Here is a 19087-nt window from a genome sequence, read left to right as displayed (position 1 = left end):
ATTCCTCGGTTGGTTAGACTGCGCAGCCCGGCAAGTATCGCCGATTTGTGTGGTGCACGGAAGAGATGATAATGCCGTCACGGCAGGCTTGCTGCGGTGACGGCATCGGGATGGGTGAAACGGAAGAAAATCAGTTGCCCGGTTTTTCCGCCAGTTTCTGTTCCAGGTAATGGATATTGGTGCCGCCTTCGATGAAGCGGGCATCGACCATCAGTTCGCGGTGCAGCGGAATATTGGTCGAAATACCTTCGACGACCATTTCCGACAGCGCGATCTGCATGCGGCGGATTGCCTGTTCACGAGTGGCACCGTACGAGATGACCTTGCCGACCATCGAATCGTAATGCGGCGGCACGAAGTAGCCGGCATAGGCGTGCGAATCGACGCGGATGCCCGGGCCGCCCGGCGCATGCCACGCATTGATCTTGCCCGGCGACGGCGTGAACTTGAATGGATCTTCCGCGTTGATGCGGCATTCGATCGCGTGGCCGCTCAGGATCACGTCGCGTTGGCGCAGGCGCAGTTTTTCACCGAAGGCGATGCGGATCTGTTCCTGCACGATGTCGATGCCGGTAATCATTTCGGTGACCGGATGCTCGACCTGGACGCGCGTGTTCATCTCGATGAAGTAGAACTCGCCGTTCTCGTACAGGAATTCGAACGTGCCGGCACCACGGTAGCCCATCTTGCGGCAGGCTTCGGCGCAACGGTCGCCGATGCGTTCGATCGTCTTGCGCGGAATGCCTGGTGCCGGCGCTTCTTCCAGCACCTTTTGGTGGCGGCGCTGCATCGAGCAGTCGCGTTCACCCAGCCAGACGGCATTGCCGTGTTCGTCGGCGAGAATCTGGATTTCCACGTGGCGCGGATTTTCCAGATACTTCTCCATATAGACTTCCGGATTGCCGAAGGCCGAACCTGCTTCGGTCTTGGTCATCGTGACTGCGTTCAGCAACGGCGCTTCGGTGTGCACGACGCGCATGCCGCGTCCGCCGCCACCGCCGGCGGCCTTGATGATGACCGGATAGCCGATTTTGCGGGCAATCTGCACGATTTCCTTGGGATCGTCCGGCAATGCACCGTCCGAACCCGGCACGCAAGGTACGCCGGCCTTGATCATCGCCTGCTTGGCCGAAACCTTGTCGCCCATCATGCGGATCGATTCCGGACGCGGGCCGATGAAGACGAAGCCGGACTGTTCGACGCGTTCGGCGAAATCGGCATTCTCGGACAGGAAGCCGTAGCCCGGGTGGATTGCTTCCGCATCGGTGACTTCGGCCGCACTGATGATGGCCGGCATGTTCAGATAGCTCAGCGACGAAGGCGCCGGTCCGATACAGACCGATTCGTCGGCCAGCTTGACGTACTTGGCATCGCGGTCCGCTTCGGAGTGGACGACGACGGTTTTGATGCCCATTTCGCGGCAGGCGCGCTGGATACGGAGCGCAATCTCACCGCGGTTGGCGATCAGGATTTTTTCAAACATGAGTGGTCTCCGCGGCGAAATTGCTGCTGCCTGCGGTAGCTACGCAATGTGGCTGCGCCGCCGCGCCGCTGTGCGGTTGGTCGCCGCGATTGGCAATGAGGATTTTTTCAAACATAGTGAAAACGGGGCTCGTCGTAAGGGAAGAAACCGGCCTGGTGGCAGGAGGGCCGGCATGTGGCCGGCGCAACCCCGCTTTTCAGCCGATGGCTCAGCCGATGAATCAGCCGATGATGAACAGCGGCTGGCCGAATTCGACAGGCTGACCGTTCTCGACCAGGATTTCCTTGATGACGCCGGCTGCGTCTGCGTCGATTTCGTTAAGCAGTTTCATCGCTTCGATGATGCACAGCGTATCGCCTTCCTTGACGCTGGCGCCGACTTCCACGAAGGCCGGTGCGCCCGGAGCGGACGAACGATAGAAGGTGCCAACCATCGGCGATTTGACGACATGGCCCTGGATTTCCGGAGCGGCTGCGGCAGGTGCTGCAGCCGCGGCTACCGGGGCTGCTGCGGGAGCGGCAGCATATTGCGGCGCACCCTGCGGCATCATCACCACCTGGTTTTGCGGCGCTGCGCCGGATTTGACGATGCGTACCTTGCTTTCGCCTTCGGTAACTTCCAGTTCAGCGATATCCGATTCGGCAACGAGGTCGATCAGCGTCTTGAGTTTGCGTAAATCCATGTGAATTCCTTGGAAGGTCTTATTTTTAAGATTGAGAATTGGCGGCAATTATACGATTTTTGCCGCAAAATGGAAGAAATTAAAGCTTTTTGAGTGCGAAGGCAATGGCTGCTGCGTATCCCTCGGTTCCCAGCCCGCAAACGACGCCGACAGCAATGGCGGACAGGTACGAATGATGGCGGAAGGTTTCGCGCTGGTGAATATTCGAAATATGAACCTCGATGAACGGAATATCGACGGAGGCTAGTGCATCCCGCAACGATACGCTGGTATGCGTCAGGCCCCCCGGATTGATCACGATGGCATCGACGCCTTCCTTCCTGGCTGCCTGGATGCGATCGATCAATGCACCCTCATGATTGCTCTGGAACGCGGCCAGGCGGGCGCCGGCTTGGCTGGCCTGCTCGACGGCAGCGCGTTCGATATCGGCAAGAGTTGTGGTTCCGTACACATCCGGCTCGCGCGTGCCGAGCAGGTTCAGGTTCGGGCCGTTCAACAGAAGAAGGTTTCTTGCCATGGAGATAAAACTCCGTTTGCCGATGATCGCGGCATTTTGCCGCTGAATGGCGCGGATTGGCAAGAAAAATCCATTGCCGATCCATTGCTGATTTTTTATCCGGCATTTCCGGCGGCGGCTGGAGGCAGATCGAGATCCGTACGCAATTGTTCCATTTTCAATCTGCCCAGATAGGTTTTTCGAACCGTGCCTTCGGGGTCGATGATGACGGTAAAGGGCAGGCCGCCGGTCTGATTCCCCAAGTTGCGCGAGAGGTCGGTGCCCGTCATGCCGGCCATGAAAAGCGGGTAAGCGATCTTGTACTTGGCAGCGAACTCCCGGATATTGCTCGGCGAATCGATGCCGATGCCGACGATCTGGATGTTGCGGGAAGCGACTTCCTGTTGCAATGCTGTCAATTCCGGCATTTCTTCGACGCAGGGCGCGCACCACGTTGCCCAGAAATTGACGACGAGTGTCTTGCCGTGGAAACCGGACAGCGTTTGCACCTTGCCGTCGACATCTTCAAATTGTTGGGAAAACAACGCAGCAACGGCCGGCGATTCGGGCGCGGCGGGTGTGTGATGACGAACGCCGAACCAGATGCCGATGCCGGCGAAGACCAGCGCGATGCAACCAAAAAGTAGCGGTCGTTTCATTGAATAAGGAGGTTAGGTGGCGGTTTCCAGCAATGCACGCACGGCCGGCAGCGGTGCGCGCTCCCGTCTTCCGTCCGGCCCTTTCCGGTTGCTGCGCAAATCTGCCGGATCGTAGAGTGCCAGATGGATGCCTTCATTCTGCCAGACAAAACTCAACGTTTCGACCGCATCGCTGCGGCCGTCGAAATGTGCGCTTTCCGATACCTCGAAATCGATGCCTTTGTTCAGCAGGTAGATTTCGACGTCCTTCGCGCTTTCGGTAAACAGTTGTAAATAGATGTCGGAGTGATCGCCGGCTGTGCCGTTCAGGACGGCACCGGTCAGATACGGCTGGAACGGCTCCAGCTCTTCCATCGCGCGCAGCGCCAGCTGGCGCAGATGCAGCAGGCGTGCCGGTTGCGTATCGCCGAAGAACAGTTCGTTGTAGATGCGGACTTCGTCCTCGACCTGCTGGTTGTCCGGCATGATGTCGCCGCGTGCGCGATTGTTGCCGAGAATCTGTTTGGCCGCCTTGCGTTTGGCGGTGGCGTAATCGACGCCGTCCTCGGCGATCATGCGCGCGGCGGCCGCGGCAATTTCGGCGCGCAGTTGTTCGGTGTCGGAAGAGAAGAAGGAAGGCATGGCGCGAATGATACTCCGCCGTCAATCGGGCGCGGTCGGGTAAAATTCCGACATTGCAAACCGAAATTCTACAATGCACATCCATATCCTCGGCGTCTGCGGCACCTTCATGGGCGGACTGGCCGTGCTGGCGAAAGCTGCCGGCCACACCGTGACCGGTTGCGATGCCAACGTCTATCCGCCGATGAGCACGCAGCTCGAAGCGCAAGGCATTCAACTGATCGAAGGCTTTGGCCCCGAACAGATTGCCTTGAATCCCGACCTGTACGTGATCGGCAACGTCGTCTCGCGCGGCAATCCTCTGATGGAGGAAATCCTCAATCGCGGCCTGCCGTATACGTCCGGCCCGCAATGGATGGGCGAACATATCCTGCGTAATCGCTGGGTGCTGGCGGTGGCCGGCACGCACGGCAAGACGACCACCTCGTCGATGCTGGCATGGATACTGGAAGACGCCGGCTACAACCCGGGCTTCCTGATCGGCGGCGTACCGATGAATTTCGGCATTTCGGCGCGACTGTCGGGCAACGGCAAGGAATCGCCGTTCTTCGTCATCGAAGCCGACGAATACGACACGGCTTTCTTCGACAAGCGCAGCAAGTTCGTGCATTACCACGCGAAAACGGCGATCCTGAACAATCTCGAATACGACCACGCCGACATCTTTCCGGATCTGGCGGCGATCGAGACGCAGTTCCATCATCTGGTGCGCACGGTGCCAGGTGTCGGGCGCGTCGTTGCCAATGCGCGCGAGGCGTCGTTGCAGCATGTGATCCAGCGCGGTTGCTGGAGCGAGCAGGAATGGTTCGGCGTCAATGACGAGCGCGGCTGGTCGTTGCGTACGCGCAGCGACGGCAGTTTCGATGTGCTGTTCTATGGCGACGTGCAGGGATCGGTGCAATGGTCGCTGAGCGGCGAGCACAACCGCATGAACGCGCTCGCTGCGATCGCCGCCGCGCGCCACGTCGGCGTGCCGCCGGCGCAGGCGATCGAATCGCTGGGCCGTTTCATCAACGTCAAGCGCCGCATGGAATTGCGCGGCGTCGTCAACGACATCGCGGTGATCGACGATTTCGCGCATCATCCGACGGCGATTGCGACCACGGTGGAAGGTTTGCGCAACAAGGTCGGCGACGCGCGCATTCTTGCAGTGCTGGAGCCGCGTTCGAACACGATGAAGCTGGGCACGATGAAGGAAGCGTTGCCGGACAGCCTTCAGCAGGCCGATCTGGTATTCGGCTACGGCGCGCCGAACGGCAAGGATGCGCTCGGCTGGAATTTGGGCGAAGCGTTGGCGCCGCTGGGCGACAAGGCAAGTGCTTATGACGATCTGGGCAGGTTAGTGGCGGCGATCGCCGCTGCCGCACGTCCCGGCGACCACATTCTGGTGATGAGCAACGGCGGTTTCGGTGGTGTGCATCAGAAAATCCTGGACGCGCTGGCGAAATGATTCTGTATCTGCACGGTTTCCGTTCGTCACCGCTGTCGTTCAAGACCGGTTTGCTGGCCGAGCGCATGCAACAGTCGGGACGCGGCGACGAATACGTTTGTCCGCAACTGCCGGCTTCGCCGCGCGAGGCGGTGGAACTAGCGACGGACATCGCACGCCGCATCGATCCGTCGGCGCTGACGCTGATCGGTTCGTCGCTCGGCGGTTATTACGCGACGTGGATGGCGGAACAACTCGGCTGCCGTGCCGTAATGTTGAATCCCGCCGTGCACGCAGCGCGCGATCTGGCGAGCCAGGTCGGCGTGAAGACGCAATACCATTCGAACGAGCCGTTCGAGTTCAAGGCCGAATACATCGATGAATTGCAGGCGCTGGCGGTCGAACGCATCACGCGGCCGGAGCGGTATTTCCTGATCGCGGCGACCGGAGACGAATTGCTGGACTGGCGCGAAATGGTGGACCAGTTCGCTGGCGCACAGCAAAAGGTGATCGACGGCAGCGATCACGGTTTGTCGGATTTTGCGGATTACGCAGACGAAGTGCTGGCTTTCTGCGGCGTGGATGCCGGCAAGTCGGTAGAGATATGAACGAGTAGTGAATGAGCGGTAAAGAGAGCAAGGAATTCTCGATGTGCGGATTGGCGGCGGCGCGCTGGTTTCCGCACGTCAATCATGTCGATGCGCCGCAGGCGATGCGCCACTGGCTGACCGACCAGCGTTCGCTGACGTTGAAATTGAAGGAGCGCTGCGATCATTTCTGCGTGCAGCCGCTGGCGCAGCGTCCGGCGATGCCGCTGGCCGACGAGTACGGCGAGATCGGTCTGTCGCGTCGCATGATGGCGCAGGAGCGTGACGTATTCCTGCGCTGTGATGAACGACCGATGGTGTTCGGCCACACGATCGTGCCGTTGACGGCGACGACAACCGACTGGCCATTCTTCGGCAGCCTCGGTTCGCGTTCGCTAGGTACGACGCTGTTCGGCGATCCGCGCGTGTGGCGCGGCCGGCTGGAATACGCGCGGCTCGGATCGCGACATCCGTTGATATTGCGCGCGGCGGCTGCGTTGTGGGGCGAATTGCAAAAAGAATTGAACGGCCCGCTGTTCGCACGGCGGTGCCTGTATCGACGACACAAGGGTTTGCTTCTGGTGACGGAAGTGTTCCTGCCGGGGATAGAGACGATCTGAACGGCAGCGGCTGACAAACCGATTGATGAACAACGCGCACAAGCGCATACCGCACGATGCAAGGCCAATACAGGACAAGGCATCGTCGGACGACCAAGACAAGGCAGCATGAATCTCTTTTTTGACGAATCCGGCGAATTCAAGGCCGGTGTGGCGATGTCGCAGCAGGGCGAGGCGTATCAAGTCGAACTGCCGTCGGGCAAACGGACCAAGGTGCGTGCGCGCGACGTGCTGCTGCAGTTCAGCGCACCCGAGCCGGTTGGCTTCATGGCGGAAGCGCAGGCGATTGCCGACGACATCGATGCCAATTTCCTGTGGGAAGTGGCAGGGCAGGATGAATTCGGTTTTGCCGATCTGGGCAACGAATACTTTGGCCACGAACCCAAGCCGCATGAGGCTGCCGGCCTGGTGCTGAAGCTGCATTCGGCGCCGATGTATTTCTACCGCAAGGGCAAGGGCCGCTACAAGGCTGCGCCGGAAGAATCGCTGAAGGCCGCGCTGGCCGGCATGGAGAAGAAGCGCCAGCAGGCGCTGGTGCAGGCGCAGTACGTCGAGGAACTGAAGGCGCATCGCCTGCCCGATGCGATGCGTCCGCTGGTGCAGCAGCTGCTGTTCAAGCCGGACAAAAACAGTATCGAATACAAGGCGCTGGATGCAGCCTGCAGCGAGATGCAGATCGCGCCGCAACGGCTGATGCTGGCCGTCGGTGGAATTTCTTCCGCCAAGGAACTGCACTTTTCGAAATTCCTGTTCGAATCCTTCCCGAAAGGCATCGGTTTTCCGAACGTGCAATTGCCCGCACTGCCGGAACTGCCGGTGGCCGACGTGCAGGCGTTCTCGATCGATGACGTGACGACCACCGAGATCGACGATGCGATGTCGGTCACGCGCCTGCCGGACGGCAAGGTACGCATCGGCATCCACATCGCGGCACCGGCACTGGGCATCAAGCGCGACGATGCGCTGGATGCGATCGCGCGCCAGCGCATGTCTACCGTCTATATGCCGGGCGACAAGATCACGATGCTGCCGGACGAATTAGTTGACGTATTCACGCTGGCCGAAGGTGACGCACGGCCGGCGGTTTCGCTGTACGCGACGCTGGATACGAGTGACTGGTCGGTCGTCTCCACCGAAACGCGCGCCGAACGCGTGCCGATCGCGGCTAACTTGCGGCACAACGATCTCGATATGCTGGTGACGGAAGAAAACCTGGCCACCAACGCAGGAGAATATCCGCACAAGGAAGACATCGCCCTGCTGTGGCAATGGGTGCAGATGCTGGAAAAGGGCCGCATGGCCAAGCGCGAAGCCTTCGGCCTGCGACCCGAGCAAACCAACCGCGTCGATTTCAATTTCTATGTGGAAGACGACGTCGTCACCATCCTGCGCCGCAAGCGTGGCGCACCGCTCGACAAGATCGTCGCCGAACTGGCGATCTTCGCCAACAGCAGCTGGGGCAAGCTGCTGCACGATCACGGCGTGCCGGGCATCTATCGCGCACAGGGCGCATCCGGCAACGGCTGGGCGGCGAAGATGCAGGTACGCATGCTGACGCACGCCGCGCCGCATCAGGGATTGGGCGTCGATCAATATGTATGGGGCACGTCACCGCTGCGTCGCTATACCGATCTCGTCAATCAATGGCAGATCCTGGCCTGCGTCGAGCATGGCGTGACGGCGCCGCTGGCCGCGCCGTTCAAGCCGCGCGATGCCGATCTGTTCGCGATCGTTTCCGCCTTCGACGCCGCCTATGGCGCCTACGCTTCCTTCCAGTCCGATATGGAGCGCTACTGGTGCCTGCGCTGGCTGGCGCAGGAAAAAGGGGATGCGGAAGCGATGAGGGTCGAGGCGACCGTGCTGAAGGACGAGATCGTGCGACTGGCCGATATTCCGCTCGTCATCAAGTTGCCGGGCATGCCACAGGTTGCGCGTGGCGCGCAGGTGCGGCTCGATCTGCTGCGCTGGGATGAGGTCGATCTGACGGTCGAAGCGCGTCTGCTCGACGTCACGCAGAATGCCGGCGCCGAACCGGCGCTGGACGAAGAGGATATGTCCGAGGATTTGCAGGAAGGCGATGCCGAGCCGGTGCCTGCAGAACCCGCGGCAGAAACTGCGCCAGCCGATCATCCCGCTTCAGAATGACGCGTGCGGATTAAATTCGGACGTTCTTTGCCGTAGAATGCAGCCATCCGAAACTTGCCGTCCGTCATCCCGCGCGTGAAGTCCATCCTGCAGAACCGTACACTGAGCATCGCCATCACGATTTCCGTGCTGGCGCATGCAGTGCTGCTGGCGATTCGTTTCACCGCGCCGGAAGCCTTCAAGTTCAAGCCCGCCGATCCCGGCCTCGAAGTCATTCTCGTCAACGCCAAGCACGACAGGAAACCGCTGAAAGCCGATGCGCTGGCGCAGGCCAATCTCGATGGCGGCGGCAATGCCGATGCCGGCCGTGCGAAATCGCCGCTGCCCGATATGCGCAGAAGCGCGGATGGCGACAGCGCCAAGGCTGCGCGCCGCAAGGTCGAGGAACTGGAGCAGCAGCAGCGCCAGTTGATGGCGCAGATGAAGACCGATAACCAGTTCCGTGCCGCGAAGACGAACGACATCGAACGGAAGGAGCCGCCGCAGCCAAGTGCGACCGACATGCTCGACAGCGCCAAGGCCCTGCTGCGCCGCGAAGCGGAAATTGCGCGCAGCATCGAGGACTACAACAAGCGGCCGAAGAAAACGCAGGTGACGCCGAGCACGCGCGAAGTCGGCTACGCTGCCTACTACAAGGCGCTGCAGGATCGCATCGAACGTTTCGGCACGTTGAATTTTCCGCAGAAGGACGGCAAGAAGCTGTACGGCCAGATGGTCATCTACATTCCGATCTATCAGGATGGCACTCTATATATGAAGGAAGGCGGCCCGCGCGTCGAGCGCACATCCGGCAATCCCGATCTGGATGCGGCTGCGTTGTCGATCGTGCGCCGCTCTGCGCCGTTCGGACGTTTCCCGGACAATATGCGCTCGACCGGCCGCGATGATGTGTGGGAAGTCATCACACGCTTCAGTTTCACGCGCGACAATGCGCTCGAGACCGAAACCAGGGGACAGTAAGTGACGAAACGGGATCAGTATGCAGTGATCGGCAATCCGATCGCCCACAGCAAGTCGCCCGACATTCATGCGCGTTTCGCCGCTCAGACGAAGCAGAGCATGTCATACGACAAATTGCTGGCGCCACTGGACGGTTTTGTCGAAGCGGTGCGTGCGTTTGTTCAAGCCGGGGGCAAGGGGTTGAACGTGACGGTGCCGTTCAAGCTGGAAGCCTTTGCGCTGGCGACGACGCTGACACCGCGCGCGCGCGCGGCAGGTGCTGTCAATACATTGAAATTCGAAAATGGCAGCATGCTGGGCGACAACACGGATGGGATCGGTCTGGTGAACGACATCGTGCGTAACGCCGGTGTCGCAATCGCCGGGAAGTCCGTGCTGCTGCTCGGCGCCGGCGGCGCGGCGCGCGGCGCACTGCTACCCTTGCTGGACGAGCGGCCGGCGCGTCTTGTCGTCGCCAACCGCACGCATGCGAAGGCGGTCGAACTGGTACACCGTTTCGACAACAATCCTTTTCTGCGCGCCGGCGATTTCGGCGAACTGGAAGACGTGTTCGACGTCGTCATCAATGCGACGGCAGCCAGCCTGTCGTCCGAAGTGCCGCCGGTTTCGCCGCGCGTCTTCGGTCCGCATACGCTGGCTTACGACATGATGTATGCCAGTGAACCGACCGCTTTCATGCGTTTCGCGACACAGCATGGCGCGCAGGCGCGCGACGGACTCGGCATGCTGGTCGAGCAGGCGGCCGAATCGTTCGATCTGTGGCGCGGCGTGCGGCCGGAAACGGCTGCCGTATTTGCCGAATTGCGGGCGCGCATGGAAGCGACCTGATCGCATGCCATCCTCGCTTCCATCCGTCTTCATCGTTTTTCGTAACAGCGTTTTTCGTAACAGCATATGAAAACCCTGCACAGGTTGCTGCTCTGGTTGATTCTGGTGCCGGTCGCCCTGATCGTGCTGGTGCAGCTGTATTTTTTCCTGCAGATCGGCTGGTGGGTCCATCACGATCCGGAGTCGACCAGCTTCATGCGGCATCAGTTGTCCGTCATGCAGGAGAAAAATCCGAATGCGAAGCTGAAGCAGAAATGGGTGCCGTACAACCGGATTTCCAAGAACCTGAAGCGCGCGATCATCGCATCGGAGGACGCGAACTTTTCAGACCATGAAGGCATCGACTGGAGTGCGCTGGAAAAAGCCTACGAAAAGAATCTGAAGAAGGGCAGGGTGGTCGCCGGCGGATCGACGATCACGCAGCAACTGGCGAAGAACCTGTTCCTGTCGGGCGATCGCAGTTATCTGCGCAAGGGGCAGGAAGTCGTCATCACCTACATGCTCGAATTCTGGATGGACAAGGAACGCATTTACGAAATCTATCTGAACGTCGTCGAATGGGGTGTCGGCGTCTACGGTGCCGAGGCGGCGTCGCGCCATTACTACGGTGTATCGGCGGCACAGCTGGACGCGGTGCAGGCAGCAAGACTGGCTGTGATGCTGCCCAATCCGCGCTATTACGATACGCATCGTGGTTCGGCCTATCTGGCGCGCCGTACCGATTTGATCCTGCGTCGCATGAGTTCGGCGGCCTTGCCCTGATTCTGCCCCGCTTCTTTTTGGCTGTTCATTTCATCAAACTGTCACTTTTCATTTCGCATGCATTGTGGTGTGGTTGCGTGTCAACGATCCGTGTCTTCGGACGTTGAAGAGTCAGATGCGGCTTGCGGGCACAAGGACTTATCAGTAAACTTGCGCTGTTTTTATTAACGGAGACCCGACTTGGGTAGTCCAACTTCATGTTGTCAGCCGTTGCTTGACGGTCGATCCGCGAGATAGCGCTTTCGCGCACGTTCCAAAGCGCCTCTCGCCGATCCGGGTGGGAGGTCGCGTCCAGGCTGCTTGTCGGCCGCGTTCCCCTGAAAAATTTGATTTGCCCGCAGCTTGGCTGCAGGATGGGTTGTGTGTGTCATCAGCGAAGGTTGATGTCTCTAACGCGGCTGGGAGAGCTTATGATCAACGTATTCGTATTACAGAATGGCCGCCTGAACCAGGTCAATATCGATAGCCGCGCCGATCTCGAAAAGAGCCGGCCGATCTGGGTGGACCTGACCGATCCGAACGAAGACGAGCGTAACTGGGTGCGCAGCATCTACGGCGTCACGCTGCCCGGCGAGGACGAGGTCAAGGATATCGAGGCGTCGGCCCGCTACTATGAGGCGGAAAACGGTGACTTGCATTTGCGCACCGATTTCCTGCTGGAAGAAGGCGACGGCCCGTCGAGCGTCGTCACCGTCGCTTTCATCCTGACGACGGACATGCTGTTTTCCGTGCATTCGGACGACCTGCCGATCTTCCGGCTGGTGCGCATGCGCGCTCGCTCGCGCCCCGGTTCCATCAACGACTACAAGGACGTGTTGCTGGATCTGTACGCGACCGATGCCGAATATTCGGCGGATTCGCTGGAAGGCATTTACCTGACGCTGGAAGAAGTCAGCCATCGCGTGCTGCAGAAAGACGTGACCGATCAGGATGCGGCTTCGATCCTGAACGCGATCGCGCACGAGGAAGATTTGAACGGCCGCATTCGCCGCAACATGATGGATACGCGGCGCGCGGTCAGCTTCCTGATGCGCGGCCGCCTGTTGAATCCGGAACAGTTCGACGAAGCGCGCCAGATCATGCGCGACATCGAATCGCTGGACGGCCACACGGCCTTCCTGTTCGACAAGATCAACTTCCTGATGGATGCGACGGTCGGTTTCATCAACATCAATCAGAACAAGATCATCAAGATCTTCTCGGTTGCCAGCGTGGCATTGCTGCCGCCGACGCTGATTGCCAGCGTTTATGGCATGAATATGAACGTCGGTTTCCCGGAGCTGAAGTTCTTCGGCAATTTCGAGTATCCGTACACGCTGATGCTGATGCTCGCCAGCGCGCTGGTGCCGATGTGGTATTTCCGCCGCCGTGGCTGGCTGCGGTAAGGCAATGGTGATTAGCGCCGTCCGAATCGGCGGCGCGTTACCAGAATCAGTTCGCCTTCAGTTGTGCAAAGGCGCGACGAGCGGCCTGGATTGTCGCATCGATGATGGTGTCGTCATGTGCGGCCGATACGAATCCGGCTTCGAAGGCGGAAGGTGCCAGATAGATGCCGTCGTCCAGCATCGCGTGGAAGAAGGCATTGAAGCGCGTCTTGTCGCATTCCATCATCGTCGCATACGACACCGGCAATTCTTTCGCGAAATACAGACCGAACATGCCGCCAATTGCATCGGCGCAGAAGGCGATGCCGGCTTCGCGCGCCGCTTCCGTCAGGCCTTTTGCCAGTTTGGCCGTTTGTGCGGTCAATCGCTGGTAGAAGCCGGGCGCCTGGATCAGTTGCAGTGTCGCCATGCCGGCGGCGACCGTGACCGGATTGCCGGACAGTGTTCCCGCCTGATAGACACCGCCGAGCGGCGCCAGATGCTGCATCAGATCGGCGCGGCCGCCGAATGCCGCCACCGGTAGACCGCCGCCGATGACCTTGCCCAGTACCGTCAGATCTGGCGTGATGCCATACAGTGATTGCGCGCCGCCGAGTGCGACGCGAAAGCCAGACATCACTTCATCGAAAATCAGCACGGCGCCGTGCTGTGTGCACAGGCGGCGCATCGCTTGCAGGAATTCCGGTGTGGCGCGCAGCAGGTTCATGTTGCCGGCGACTGGTTCGACGATCACACAGGCGATTCTGTCACCCATTTCACGGAACGCGTTTTCCAGTTTCTGCACATCGTTGTAGTCGAGCACCAGCGTGTGCTTGGCGAAATCTTCCGGCACGCCAGCCGACGTCGGATTGCCGAAGGTCAGCAGGCCGCTGCCGGCTTTCACCAGCAGCGAATCGGCATGGCCGTGATAGCAGCCTTCGAACTTGACGATCATGTCGCGTCCCGTTGCGCCGCGCGCCAGACGCAAGGCGCTCATCGCCGCTTCGGTGCCGCTGGAGACGAGGCGTACCTGTTCGATCGACGGCACCAGCTTGCAGATCAGCTCTGCCATCTCGATTTCGCCTTCGGTCGGCGCACCGAACGACAGGCCGCGCGCGGCCGCATCCTGCACGGCCTGCACGACTTCCGGGTGCGCGTGGCCGACGATGGCTGGGCCCCATGAGCCGATGTAATCGATGTAGCGTTTGCCGTCGGCATCCCAGAAGTACGGGCCTTCGGCGCGCGTGATGAAGCGTGGCGTGCCGCCGACCGAACGGAAGGCGCGCACCGGCGAATTGACGCCGCCCGGCGTGCTCAGTTGCGCACGGGCGAACAGGGTGTCGTTATGAGAGGTCATGCGGTATTCGTAAGCGAAGAAGTGAAGGGCAATTACTGGATGGGCGGATCGACATCGCCGACCGAACCATCCGATTCGCGTGCCCAGAAATAACGATCGGGCACGAGCTTGCCCATGCCGAGGCGCTGGGCGTTGGCAATTGCGGCGATGGTGAATTCCTGCGCCTCGAATGCGGCTTCCGGCACGTCGATTCCATTGGCCAGCAGCGCAGCAACGGTTGCGGCCAGGGTCGAGCCGGCACCGCTGTACGAACCAGAAATGCGTTGCCAGTTATCGTGGCGCACGACGCCATTCTCGTCGAACAGCGTATTGGCGACATCGGTCAGGCTGGACGGCGTGCCGGTGACGAACACATATTCGCAACCCATTTCGATCAGTCGCATCGCATCGACCGCCATCATGTCTTCGTCGGAAGGTTCGCGCCAGGTTTCGGCCAGGCGCGACAGTTCCACTGCCGACAGCACCAGCAGCGTGGTTTGCGGAATCAGCAGTTCGCGCGTGGCCATCAGCATGTCTTCGCCTTCGGGGCCCTGATCGGGCAGAGAAGACAGGAAAGGATCGAAGACCAGCGGAATGTCCGGATAATCAGAGACGATTTCGGCGATCGCCGACACATTCTCGATGCTGCCGACGGCGCTGATCTTGAAGGCCGCGACGGGCATGTCTTCCAGCACGACGCGTGCCTGGTCGATCACCCAGTCCGAATCGACGACCTGCGCATCTTCGATGCGTGCGGTATCGCCGATGAACAGCGACGTCACGACCGACAGGCCGTGACAGCCCATCGCCGCAAAGGCCGCCAGGTCGGCCTGGATGCCGACCGCGCCGACCGGATCGGTCGGTCCGAAAGTGAGAATCAGCGGTGAAGTTTGGTTTTGCACGACGGGTATATTAAGATAGCTGACTGTGCATTTTAACTTGAAGGACTCTCTGCCGTGAGTAATAACGAAGCATCAACTGAACCGTTCAAAACGTGGATGTGCCTGATCTGCGGATGGATTTACGACGAAGCTGCCGGCCTGCCGGAAGAGGGCATTGCGCCGGGGACACGCTGGGCCGATGTGCCGATGAACTGGACTTGTCCGGAGTGCGGCGCGCGCAAGGAAGACTTCGAAATGGTCGTGGTCTGATTGCAGTTTGATGGCGCTGGCGCCTTCAAATCATCTGCATTATGAGTTTGGCAATTTTTGGTTGAAAAACCACGATGCGCACATTCACATCATCGGCGCTCGTCTGAAGAATCTTGCTTTTTGTTACTGATGGGCCGTATATTGTGGACACAGTTTAATCAGGAATCATGACGACAATGGCACCAGATAATGCTGATATGAAAATCATGGTGATCGACGACAGCAGCACGATTCGTCGGTCGGCAGAGATTTTTCTGGGCCAGGCGGGCTACAGGGTTGTCCTGGCGGACGACGGTTTCGATGCCCTCGCCAAGATGAACGACCACAAGCCGGCGCTGATCTTTTGCGACATTCTGATGCCGCGCCTCGATGGTTACCAGACCTGTGCGCTGATCAAGAAAAGCGCCAAATTCCATTCCACGCCAGTGGTCATGTTGTCGTCCAAGGACGGCTTGTTCGACCGGGCGCGTGGTGCCATGGTGGGTTCCGATGCCTACCTGACCAAGCCGTTTACCAAGGACAGCCTGCTAAAGACCGTGCGCGAATACACGGCGGCGGAAGCCCTTGCAAAATAATTTCGATTCAAAGGTTTTAGATGGCCATTCAGAAAATCCTCATCGTTGACGATTCCCCTACCGAACGCTATTTCCTTACCGATATCCTCGTCAAGAAAGGCTATTCCGTTTCCACTGCAGAAAACGGTGAAGAAGCGCTGCAGAAAATCAAGGCGGACAAGCCGCAACTGATCCTGATGGATATCGTGATGCCGGGCCAGAACGGCTTTCAGGTCACACGCGCCATCACCCGTGATCCGGAAACGCAGGATGTGCCTATCATCATCTGCACCAGCAAGGGCCAGGAAACCGATCGCATCTGGGGTCTGCGTCAGGGCGCGCGCGATTACATCGTCAAACCGGTCGATCCGACCGAGTTGCTCTCCAAGATCGCGGCGCTCGGATAACACGCCAGCTGACCATGAGCCAGCCCTCGTCGGATTCTCAAGCGATCCAGAAGCCGGAACTCACCGCACGGCGCACCCGCCTGCGTGAATTTCAGGCGCAATTGGTCGAGCGCATGCACACCGCGCGCAGTGAAGGCGTGCATGCCAATCTGCTCGGCGTGATGATGGGCGACAGCCGCTGGCTGCTCGATCTGCAGTCGGCCGGCGAAATCGTGCCGATCGGCACGATTACACAGGTTCCGCTGACCCAGCCGTGGTTTCTCGGATTAACCAATATCCGCGGCAATCTGATAAGCGTCATCGATTTCCCCTGCTTCGAAGGCGGCCGTTCCACCGCGGTGGACAAGGACAGCCGTATCGTCGCCTTCGGTTCCGCGTTGTCGTTCAACAGCGGCTTGCTGGTGTCGCGCGTGCTCGGCTTGCGCAATGTCGACGACATGCAGCACTACGACGGCAGTGACAACGACGGTGGGGAAAAGCCGGCATGGGCCGGTCGGCGTTATCTGGATCGGGATTCCCAGATATGGACGGAACTCGATCTTTCCTCGGTCATTCAACACCCCAGGTTTCTGCAGGTCGGTCTGTAATACAGCGACCATCGATGAACCCGGACGCATTATAAAAACAGAGTCAGGAGAATCAGTATGGCGTTTAAATTACCGCTCTTTTCGCGTAACGGAAAGGATGAAGCGGATCAGGGAGGCAACGCCAGCAACGACGCACAAGCCGTTGCGCCCGATACGCAGACGCGTGTGGAAGCTGCCGTACGCACGATCAATCCGAATGCGACCTATATCGGCGACGTTCTGGAAAAAAGCGGCGACATCCGCCTGCCGCTGATCGGCAATCTGCCGCTGCAACAGCAGGTTCGCATCCTGCTCGCCGCGCTCGGTGGTTCGCTGATACTGAGTGCCGTGTTCGTCTGGCTCAATGCTGATTATTCCGAACTGACTTCTACGCAAACCCAGATTGCCGGTGACGCGCTGATGCACTCGCAGCGTGTCGGTAAGGCAACGCCGAACGCGATTCAGGGTAACAAGGAAGCATTCAAGCAGCTGGCCGACAGCCGCAAGGAATTCAACAACGATCTGGCCGTGCTGTCCAAGGGCGGCATCTATCGTGGCCGCAACATCAGTCCACCGGACGCCAGGATGGATGCGATGCTGAAGGAAACGCAGAAGCTGTGGACCGGCTCCGACAAGGCAGCAGCATCGATCCTGAAGCTGGAAAAGGAACTGACCGGTTTCGGTTCCACGCTGGAAGTGCTGAACGGCATTTCGCCGAACCTGCTGGAACTATCCGAACAGATCGCCAACCTGAAGGCGCAAAGTGGCGCGTCGCCACGCGAGATCGCGGCGGCCGGCACGCTGGTGATGCTGACGCAGCGTCTGGCGCGTAGCGCGAACGAATTCCTGAGTTCCGAAGGCGTGGATCCGGAAACCGCCTTCCTGCTGGGCAAGGACACCAATACCTTCCGCGAACTCACCGACGGCTTCCTGAACGGCAGCGAATCGCTGCGCCTGACCAAGACCACCGAGCCGGATACGCGCGACAAGCTGCTGGAATTGCAAACGGCCTTCGGCGAATACCAGAAGTCGATTGCACAGATTCTCGGCAACCTGCAGAACTTCATTGCGGCAAAACAGGCCGAGGAACTGATCTTCAAGGAAAACGAGGCGCTGAAGCAGCGACTGTCCGACGTGCAGCAAGCCTATCGCACCGAACAGGATTCGCTGACGTTGCCGTTCTGGCTGATGCTGGCCAGCGTGCTGGCTGCGCTGTTGTCCGCTGCGGGCATTGCGCTGGTTCTGCTGCAAGACAGCCGTAATAGAACGAAGGAAGCGGACGCCCGACGGATGGAAGCAGAAGGCCAGCGTCTGGAAGCGCAACGCCAGGAAGAAGAAGCCAAGAAGGCGAACGATCAGAACCAGGCGGCAATTCTGCGCTTGATGAACGAACTGCAGGAAGTGGCGGACGGCGACTTGACCGTGCAAGCGACGGTGTCGGAAGACGTCACCGGCGCGATTGCCGACTCGGTCAACTACACGGTGGAAGAACTGCGTGGCCTGGTCGGACGCGTGACGCGCACTGCCGAGCAGGTGACTTCGGCATCCAATCAGGCGCAGAACATTTCGACCGAACTGCTGGAAGCATCGCAAAAGCAATCGCGCAACATTCAGGAAACCGGTCAGGCGGTGCTGAGCATGGCAACGCAGATTACCGATGTGTCCAAATCGGCCAACGAATCCGCAGCGGTGGCGCGGCAGTCGGTGACGGCGGCGGAACAGGGCGCGCGCGCGGTGGAAAACGCGATCAAGGGCATGAACGAGATTCGAGAACAGATTCAGGAAACCTCGAAACGAATCAAGCGTCTCGGCGAATCGTCGCAGGAGATTGGCGAGATCACCGAACTGATTTCCGATATTACCGAACAGACCAACGTGCTGGCGCTGAACGCGGCAATTCAGGCGGCGTCGGCAGGCGAAGCAGGCCGCGGCTTCTCGGTGGTTGCGGAAGAGGTGCAGCGACTGGCGGAACGCTCCGGTGAGGCAACCAAGCAGATCGGCGCGCTGGTGCGCACCATTCAGACCGATACGCACGATGCTGTCGCCGCGATGGAAAAGTCGACGCAGGGTGTGGTCGAAGGCGCGAAACTGTCCGATGCGGCCGGCGCCGCACTGGCCGATATCCGCCGCGTGTCGAATCGTCTGGCGGAACTGATTCAAAGCATTTCGTCGGCGACCGAACAGCAGGCGACGTCGGCCAACGGCGTGGCGCAGAACATCCAGGGCATTCTGAACATTACCGAGCAGACGCAACAGGGTACGCAGCAGACCGCACTCTCGATTCGCGAACTGTCGAAACTGGCCGAAGAGCTGAAGAACTCGGTGTCGCGTTTCCGCGTCACGGCCTAACACGGTCAGGCGCCATTCAGAAGTTTGTTTGCAGTCCTGCCGACGGCAGGTCTAACAGCAATCGAGACAGCCGATCGGCGATCGGCTG

At 59.8% G+C, this 19087-nt stretch carries 20 protein-coding genes; 13 read left to right on the top strand and 7 right to left on the bottom strand.

The window, feature by feature from the left end; all coding sequences use genetic code 11:
- Positions 1–130 precede the first annotated feature (130 nt).
- The 5 genes from accC to IEV40_RS04140 all read right to left on the bottom strand — a co-directional run bounded on the left by accC (position 131) and on the right by IEV40_RS04140 (position 3941).
- The gene (gene accC, locus IEV40_RS04160; protein WP_188419672.1) at positions 131–1483 is read right to left on the bottom strand and encodes an acetyl-CoA carboxylase biotin carboxylase subunit; all 1353 of its coding nucleotides are present in this window, start codon (positions 1481–1483) and stop codon (positions 131–133) included.
- A gap of 220 nt (positions 1484–1703) precedes the next feature.
- Positions 1704–2165 carry an acetyl-CoA carboxylase biotin carboxyl carrier protein gene (accB, locus tag IEV40_RS04155; protein WP_188419671.1) on the bottom strand — a complete coding sequence of 154 codons (462 nt, stop codon included), beginning with the start codon at positions 2163–2165 and terminating at the stop codon, positions 1704–1706.
- Between the two features lie 79 nt (positions 2166–2244).
- Positions 2245–2682, bottom strand: coding sequence for a type II 3-dehydroquinate dehydratase (gene aroQ, locus IEV40_RS04150; protein ID WP_188420002.1), 438 nt, complete (start codon positions 2680–2682; stop codon positions 2245–2247).
- Between the two features lie 95 nt (positions 2683–2777).
- Positions 2778–3320 carry a TlpA family protein disulfide reductase gene (locus IEV40_RS04145; RefSeq protein ID WP_188419670.1) on the bottom strand — a complete coding sequence of 181 codons (543 nt, stop codon included), beginning with the start codon at positions 3318–3320 and terminating at the stop codon, positions 2778–2780.
- Positions 3321–3332: 12 nt separating this feature from the next.
- Positions 3333–3941: a hypothetical protein gene (locus IEV40_RS04140; protein ID WP_188419669.1), complete on the bottom strand. Its 609-nt coding sequence runs from the start codon at positions 3939–3941 to the stop codon at positions 3333–3335.
- Between the two features lie 73 nt (positions 3942–4014).
- Here IEV40_RS04140 and mpl point away from each other — a divergent pair, with 73 nt between their 5' ends.
- The 8 genes from mpl to corA all read left to right on the top strand — a co-directional run bounded on the left by mpl (position 4015) and on the right by corA (position 12657).
- Positions 4015–5391, top strand: coding sequence for a UDP-N-acetylmuramate:L-alanyl-gamma-D-glutamyl-meso-diaminopimelate ligase (gene mpl / locus IEV40_RS04135; protein ID WP_188419668.1), 1377 nt, complete (start codon positions 4015–4017; stop codon positions 5389–5391).
- Positions 5388–5978 (top strand): YqiA/YcfP family alpha/beta fold hydrolase, encoded by a 591-nt coding sequence (locus IEV40_RS04130; RefSeq protein ID WP_188419667.1) that lies wholly within the window; start codon positions 5388–5390, stop codon positions 5976–5978. Before mpl ends, IEV40_RS04130 begins: the two co-directional genes overlap by 4 nt.
- 11 nt (positions 5979–5989) lie before the next feature.
- Complete coding sequence (locus IEV40_RS04125; RefSeq protein ID WP_229723940.1) at positions 5990–6577, top strand: chorismate--pyruvate lyase family protein; 588 nt, start codon at positions 5990–5992, stop codon at positions 6575–6577.
- A gap of 108 nt (positions 6578–6685) precedes the next feature.
- On the top strand, positions 6686–8722 hold the full coding sequence (locus IEV40_RS04120) for a ribonuclease catalytic domain-containing protein (protein ID WP_188419666.1): 2037 nt from the start codon (positions 6686–6688) through the stop codon (positions 8720–8722).
- A gap of 75 nt (positions 8723–8797) precedes the next feature.
- Positions 8798–9682 carry a TonB C-terminal domain-containing protein gene (locus tag IEV40_RS04115; RefSeq protein WP_188420000.1) on the top strand — a complete coding sequence of 295 codons (885 nt, stop codon included), beginning with the start codon at positions 8798–8800 and terminating at the stop codon, positions 9680–9682.
- Positions 9683–10510 (top strand): shikimate dehydrogenase, encoded by an 828-nt coding sequence (gene aroE / locus IEV40_RS04110; protein WP_188419665.1) that lies wholly within the window; start codon positions 9683–9685, stop codon positions 10508–10510.
- Between the two features lie 66 nt (positions 10511–10576).
- Positions 10577–11272 carry a monofunctional biosynthetic peptidoglycan transglycosylase gene (mtgA, locus tag IEV40_RS04105; protein ID WP_188419664.1) on the top strand — a complete coding sequence of 232 codons (696 nt, stop codon included), beginning with the start codon at positions 10577–10579 and terminating at the stop codon, positions 11270–11272.
- Positions 11273–11682: 410 nt separating this feature from the next.
- Positions 11683–12657, top strand: a complete 975-nt coding sequence (corA, locus tag IEV40_RS04100; protein WP_188419663.1) for a magnesium/cobalt transporter CorA — start codon at positions 11683–11685, stop codon at positions 12655–12657.
- A gap of 46 nt (positions 12658–12703) precedes the next feature.
- Here corA and hemL read toward each other — a convergent pair whose 3' ends face one another.
- Complete coding sequence (hemL, locus tag IEV40_RS04095; protein WP_188419662.1) at positions 12704–13993, bottom strand: glutamate-1-semialdehyde 2,1-aminomutase; 1290 nt, start codon at positions 13991–13993, stop codon at positions 12704–12706.
- A 32-nt stretch (positions 13994–14025) separates the two neighbouring features.
- Entirely contained in the window at positions 14026–14874 is an 849-nt protein-coding gene (thiD, locus tag IEV40_RS04090) for a bifunctional hydroxymethylpyrimidine kinase/phosphomethylpyrimidine kinase (RefSeq protein WP_188419661.1), read from the bottom strand.
- 96 nt (positions 14875–14970) lie between these two features.
- On the opposite strand from thiD, the gene IEV40_RS04085 reads away from it, so the two are divergent.
- The 5 genes from IEV40_RS04085 (at position 14971) to IEV40_RS04065 (ending at position 18999) form a co-directional block, all read left to right on the top strand.
- Complete coding sequence (locus IEV40_RS04085) at positions 14971–15123, top strand: rubredoxin (protein WP_188419999.1); 153 nt, start codon at positions 14971–14973, stop codon at positions 15121–15123.
- A gap of 167 nt (positions 15124–15290) precedes the next feature.
- Positions 15291–15698, top strand: coding sequence for a response regulator (locus IEV40_RS04080; RefSeq protein ID WP_308632361.1), 408 nt, complete (start codon positions 15291–15293; stop codon positions 15696–15698).
- Between the two features lie 20 nt (positions 15699–15718).
- Positions 15719–16084 (top strand): response regulator, encoded by a 366-nt coding sequence (locus IEV40_RS04075; RefSeq protein ID WP_188419660.1) that lies wholly within the window; start codon positions 15719–15721, stop codon positions 16082–16084.
- Positions 16085–16098: 14 nt separating this feature from the next.
- The gene (locus IEV40_RS04070) at positions 16099–16671 is read left to right on the top strand and encodes a chemotaxis protein CheW (RefSeq protein ID WP_188419659.1); all 573 of its coding nucleotides are present in this window, start codon (positions 16099–16101) and stop codon (positions 16669–16671) included.
- Between the two features lie 57 nt (positions 16672–16728).
- Positions 16729–18999, top strand: coding sequence for a methyl-accepting chemotaxis protein (locus tag IEV40_RS04065; RefSeq protein ID WP_188419658.1), 2271 nt, complete (start codon positions 16729–16731; stop codon positions 18997–18999).
- The last annotated feature ends 88 nt before the right edge of the window (positions 19000–19087 follow it).

It is taken from the genome of Oxalicibacterium solurbis (assembly GCF_014635845.1).
In the GTDB taxonomy this organism is placed as follows: Bacteria; Pseudomonadota; Gammaproteobacteria; order Burkholderiales; family Burkholderiaceae_D; genus Oxalicibacterium; species Oxalicibacterium solurbis.
The sequence above is the reverse complement of the archived record's forward strand: the minus strand, read 5'-3'. Positions and strand labels throughout refer to the sequence as shown.

What these genes read in the sequence shown, in the direction of transcription:
- accC (WP_188419672.1), bottom strand. Translation starts at nt 1,483, where the DNA reads ATGTTTGAAAAAATCCTGATCGCCAACCGCGGTGAGATTGCGCTCCGT.
- accB (WP_188419671.1), bottom strand. Translation starts at nt 2,165, where the DNA reads ATGGATTTACGCAAACTCAAGACGCTGATCGACCTCGTTGCCGAATCG.
- aroQ (WP_188420002.1), bottom strand. Translation starts at nt 2,682, where the DNA reads ATGGCAAGAAACCTTCTTCTGTTGAACGGCCCGAACCTGAACCTGCTC.
- IEV40_RS04145 (WP_188419670.1), bottom strand. Translation starts at nt 3,320, where the DNA reads ATGAAACGACCGCTACTTTTTGGTTGCATCGCGCTGGTCTTCGCCGGC.
- IEV40_RS04140 (WP_188419669.1), bottom strand. Translation starts at nt 3,941, where the DNA reads ATGCCTTCCTTCTTCTCTTCCGACACCGAACAACTGCGCGCCGAAATT.
- mpl (WP_188419668.1), top strand. Translation starts at nt 4,015, where the DNA reads ATGCACATCCATATCCTCGGCGTCTGCGGCACCTTCATGGGCGGACTG.
- IEV40_RS04130 (WP_188419667.1), top strand. Translation starts at nt 5,388, where the DNA reads ATGATTCTGTATCTGCACGGTTTCCGTTCGTCACCGCTGTCGTTCAAG.
- IEV40_RS04125 (WP_229723940.1), top strand. Translation starts at nt 5,990, where the DNA reads ATGAGCGGTAAAGAGAGCAAGGAATTCTCGATGTGCGGATTGGCGGCG.
- IEV40_RS04120 (WP_188419666.1), top strand. Translation starts at nt 6,686, where the DNA reads ATGAATCTCTTTTTTGACGAATCCGGCGAATTCAAGGCCGGTGTGGCG.
- mtgA (WP_188419664.1), top strand. Translation starts at nt 10,577, where the DNA reads ATGAAAACCCTGCACAGGTTGCTGCTCTGGTTGATTCTGGTGCCGGTC.
- corA (WP_188419663.1), top strand. Translation starts at nt 11,683, where the DNA reads ATGATCAACGTATTCGTATTACAGAATGGCCGCCTGAACCAGGTCAAT.
- hemL (WP_188419662.1), bottom strand. Translation starts at nt 13,993, where the DNA reads ATGACCTCTCATAACGACACCCTGTTCGCCCGTGCGCAACTGAGCACG.
- IEV40_RS04085 (WP_188419999.1), top strand. Translation starts at nt 14,971, where the DNA reads ATGTGCCTGATCTGCGGATGGATTTACGACGAAGCTGCCGGCCTGCCG.
- IEV40_RS04080 (WP_308632361.1), top strand. Translation starts at nt 15,291, where the DNA reads ATGACGACAATGGCACCAGATAATGCTGATATGAAAATCATGGTGATC.
- IEV40_RS04075 (WP_188419660.1), top strand. Translation starts at nt 15,719, where the DNA reads ATGGCCATTCAGAAAATCCTCATCGTTGACGATTCCCCTACCGAACGC.
- IEV40_RS04070 (WP_188419659.1), top strand. Translation starts at nt 16,099, where the DNA reads ATGAGCCAGCCCTCGTCGGATTCTCAAGCGATCCAGAAGCCGGAACTC.
- IEV40_RS04065 (WP_188419658.1), top strand. Translation starts at nt 16,729, where the DNA reads ATGGCGTTTAAATTACCGCTCTTTTCGCGTAACGGAAAGGATGAAGCG.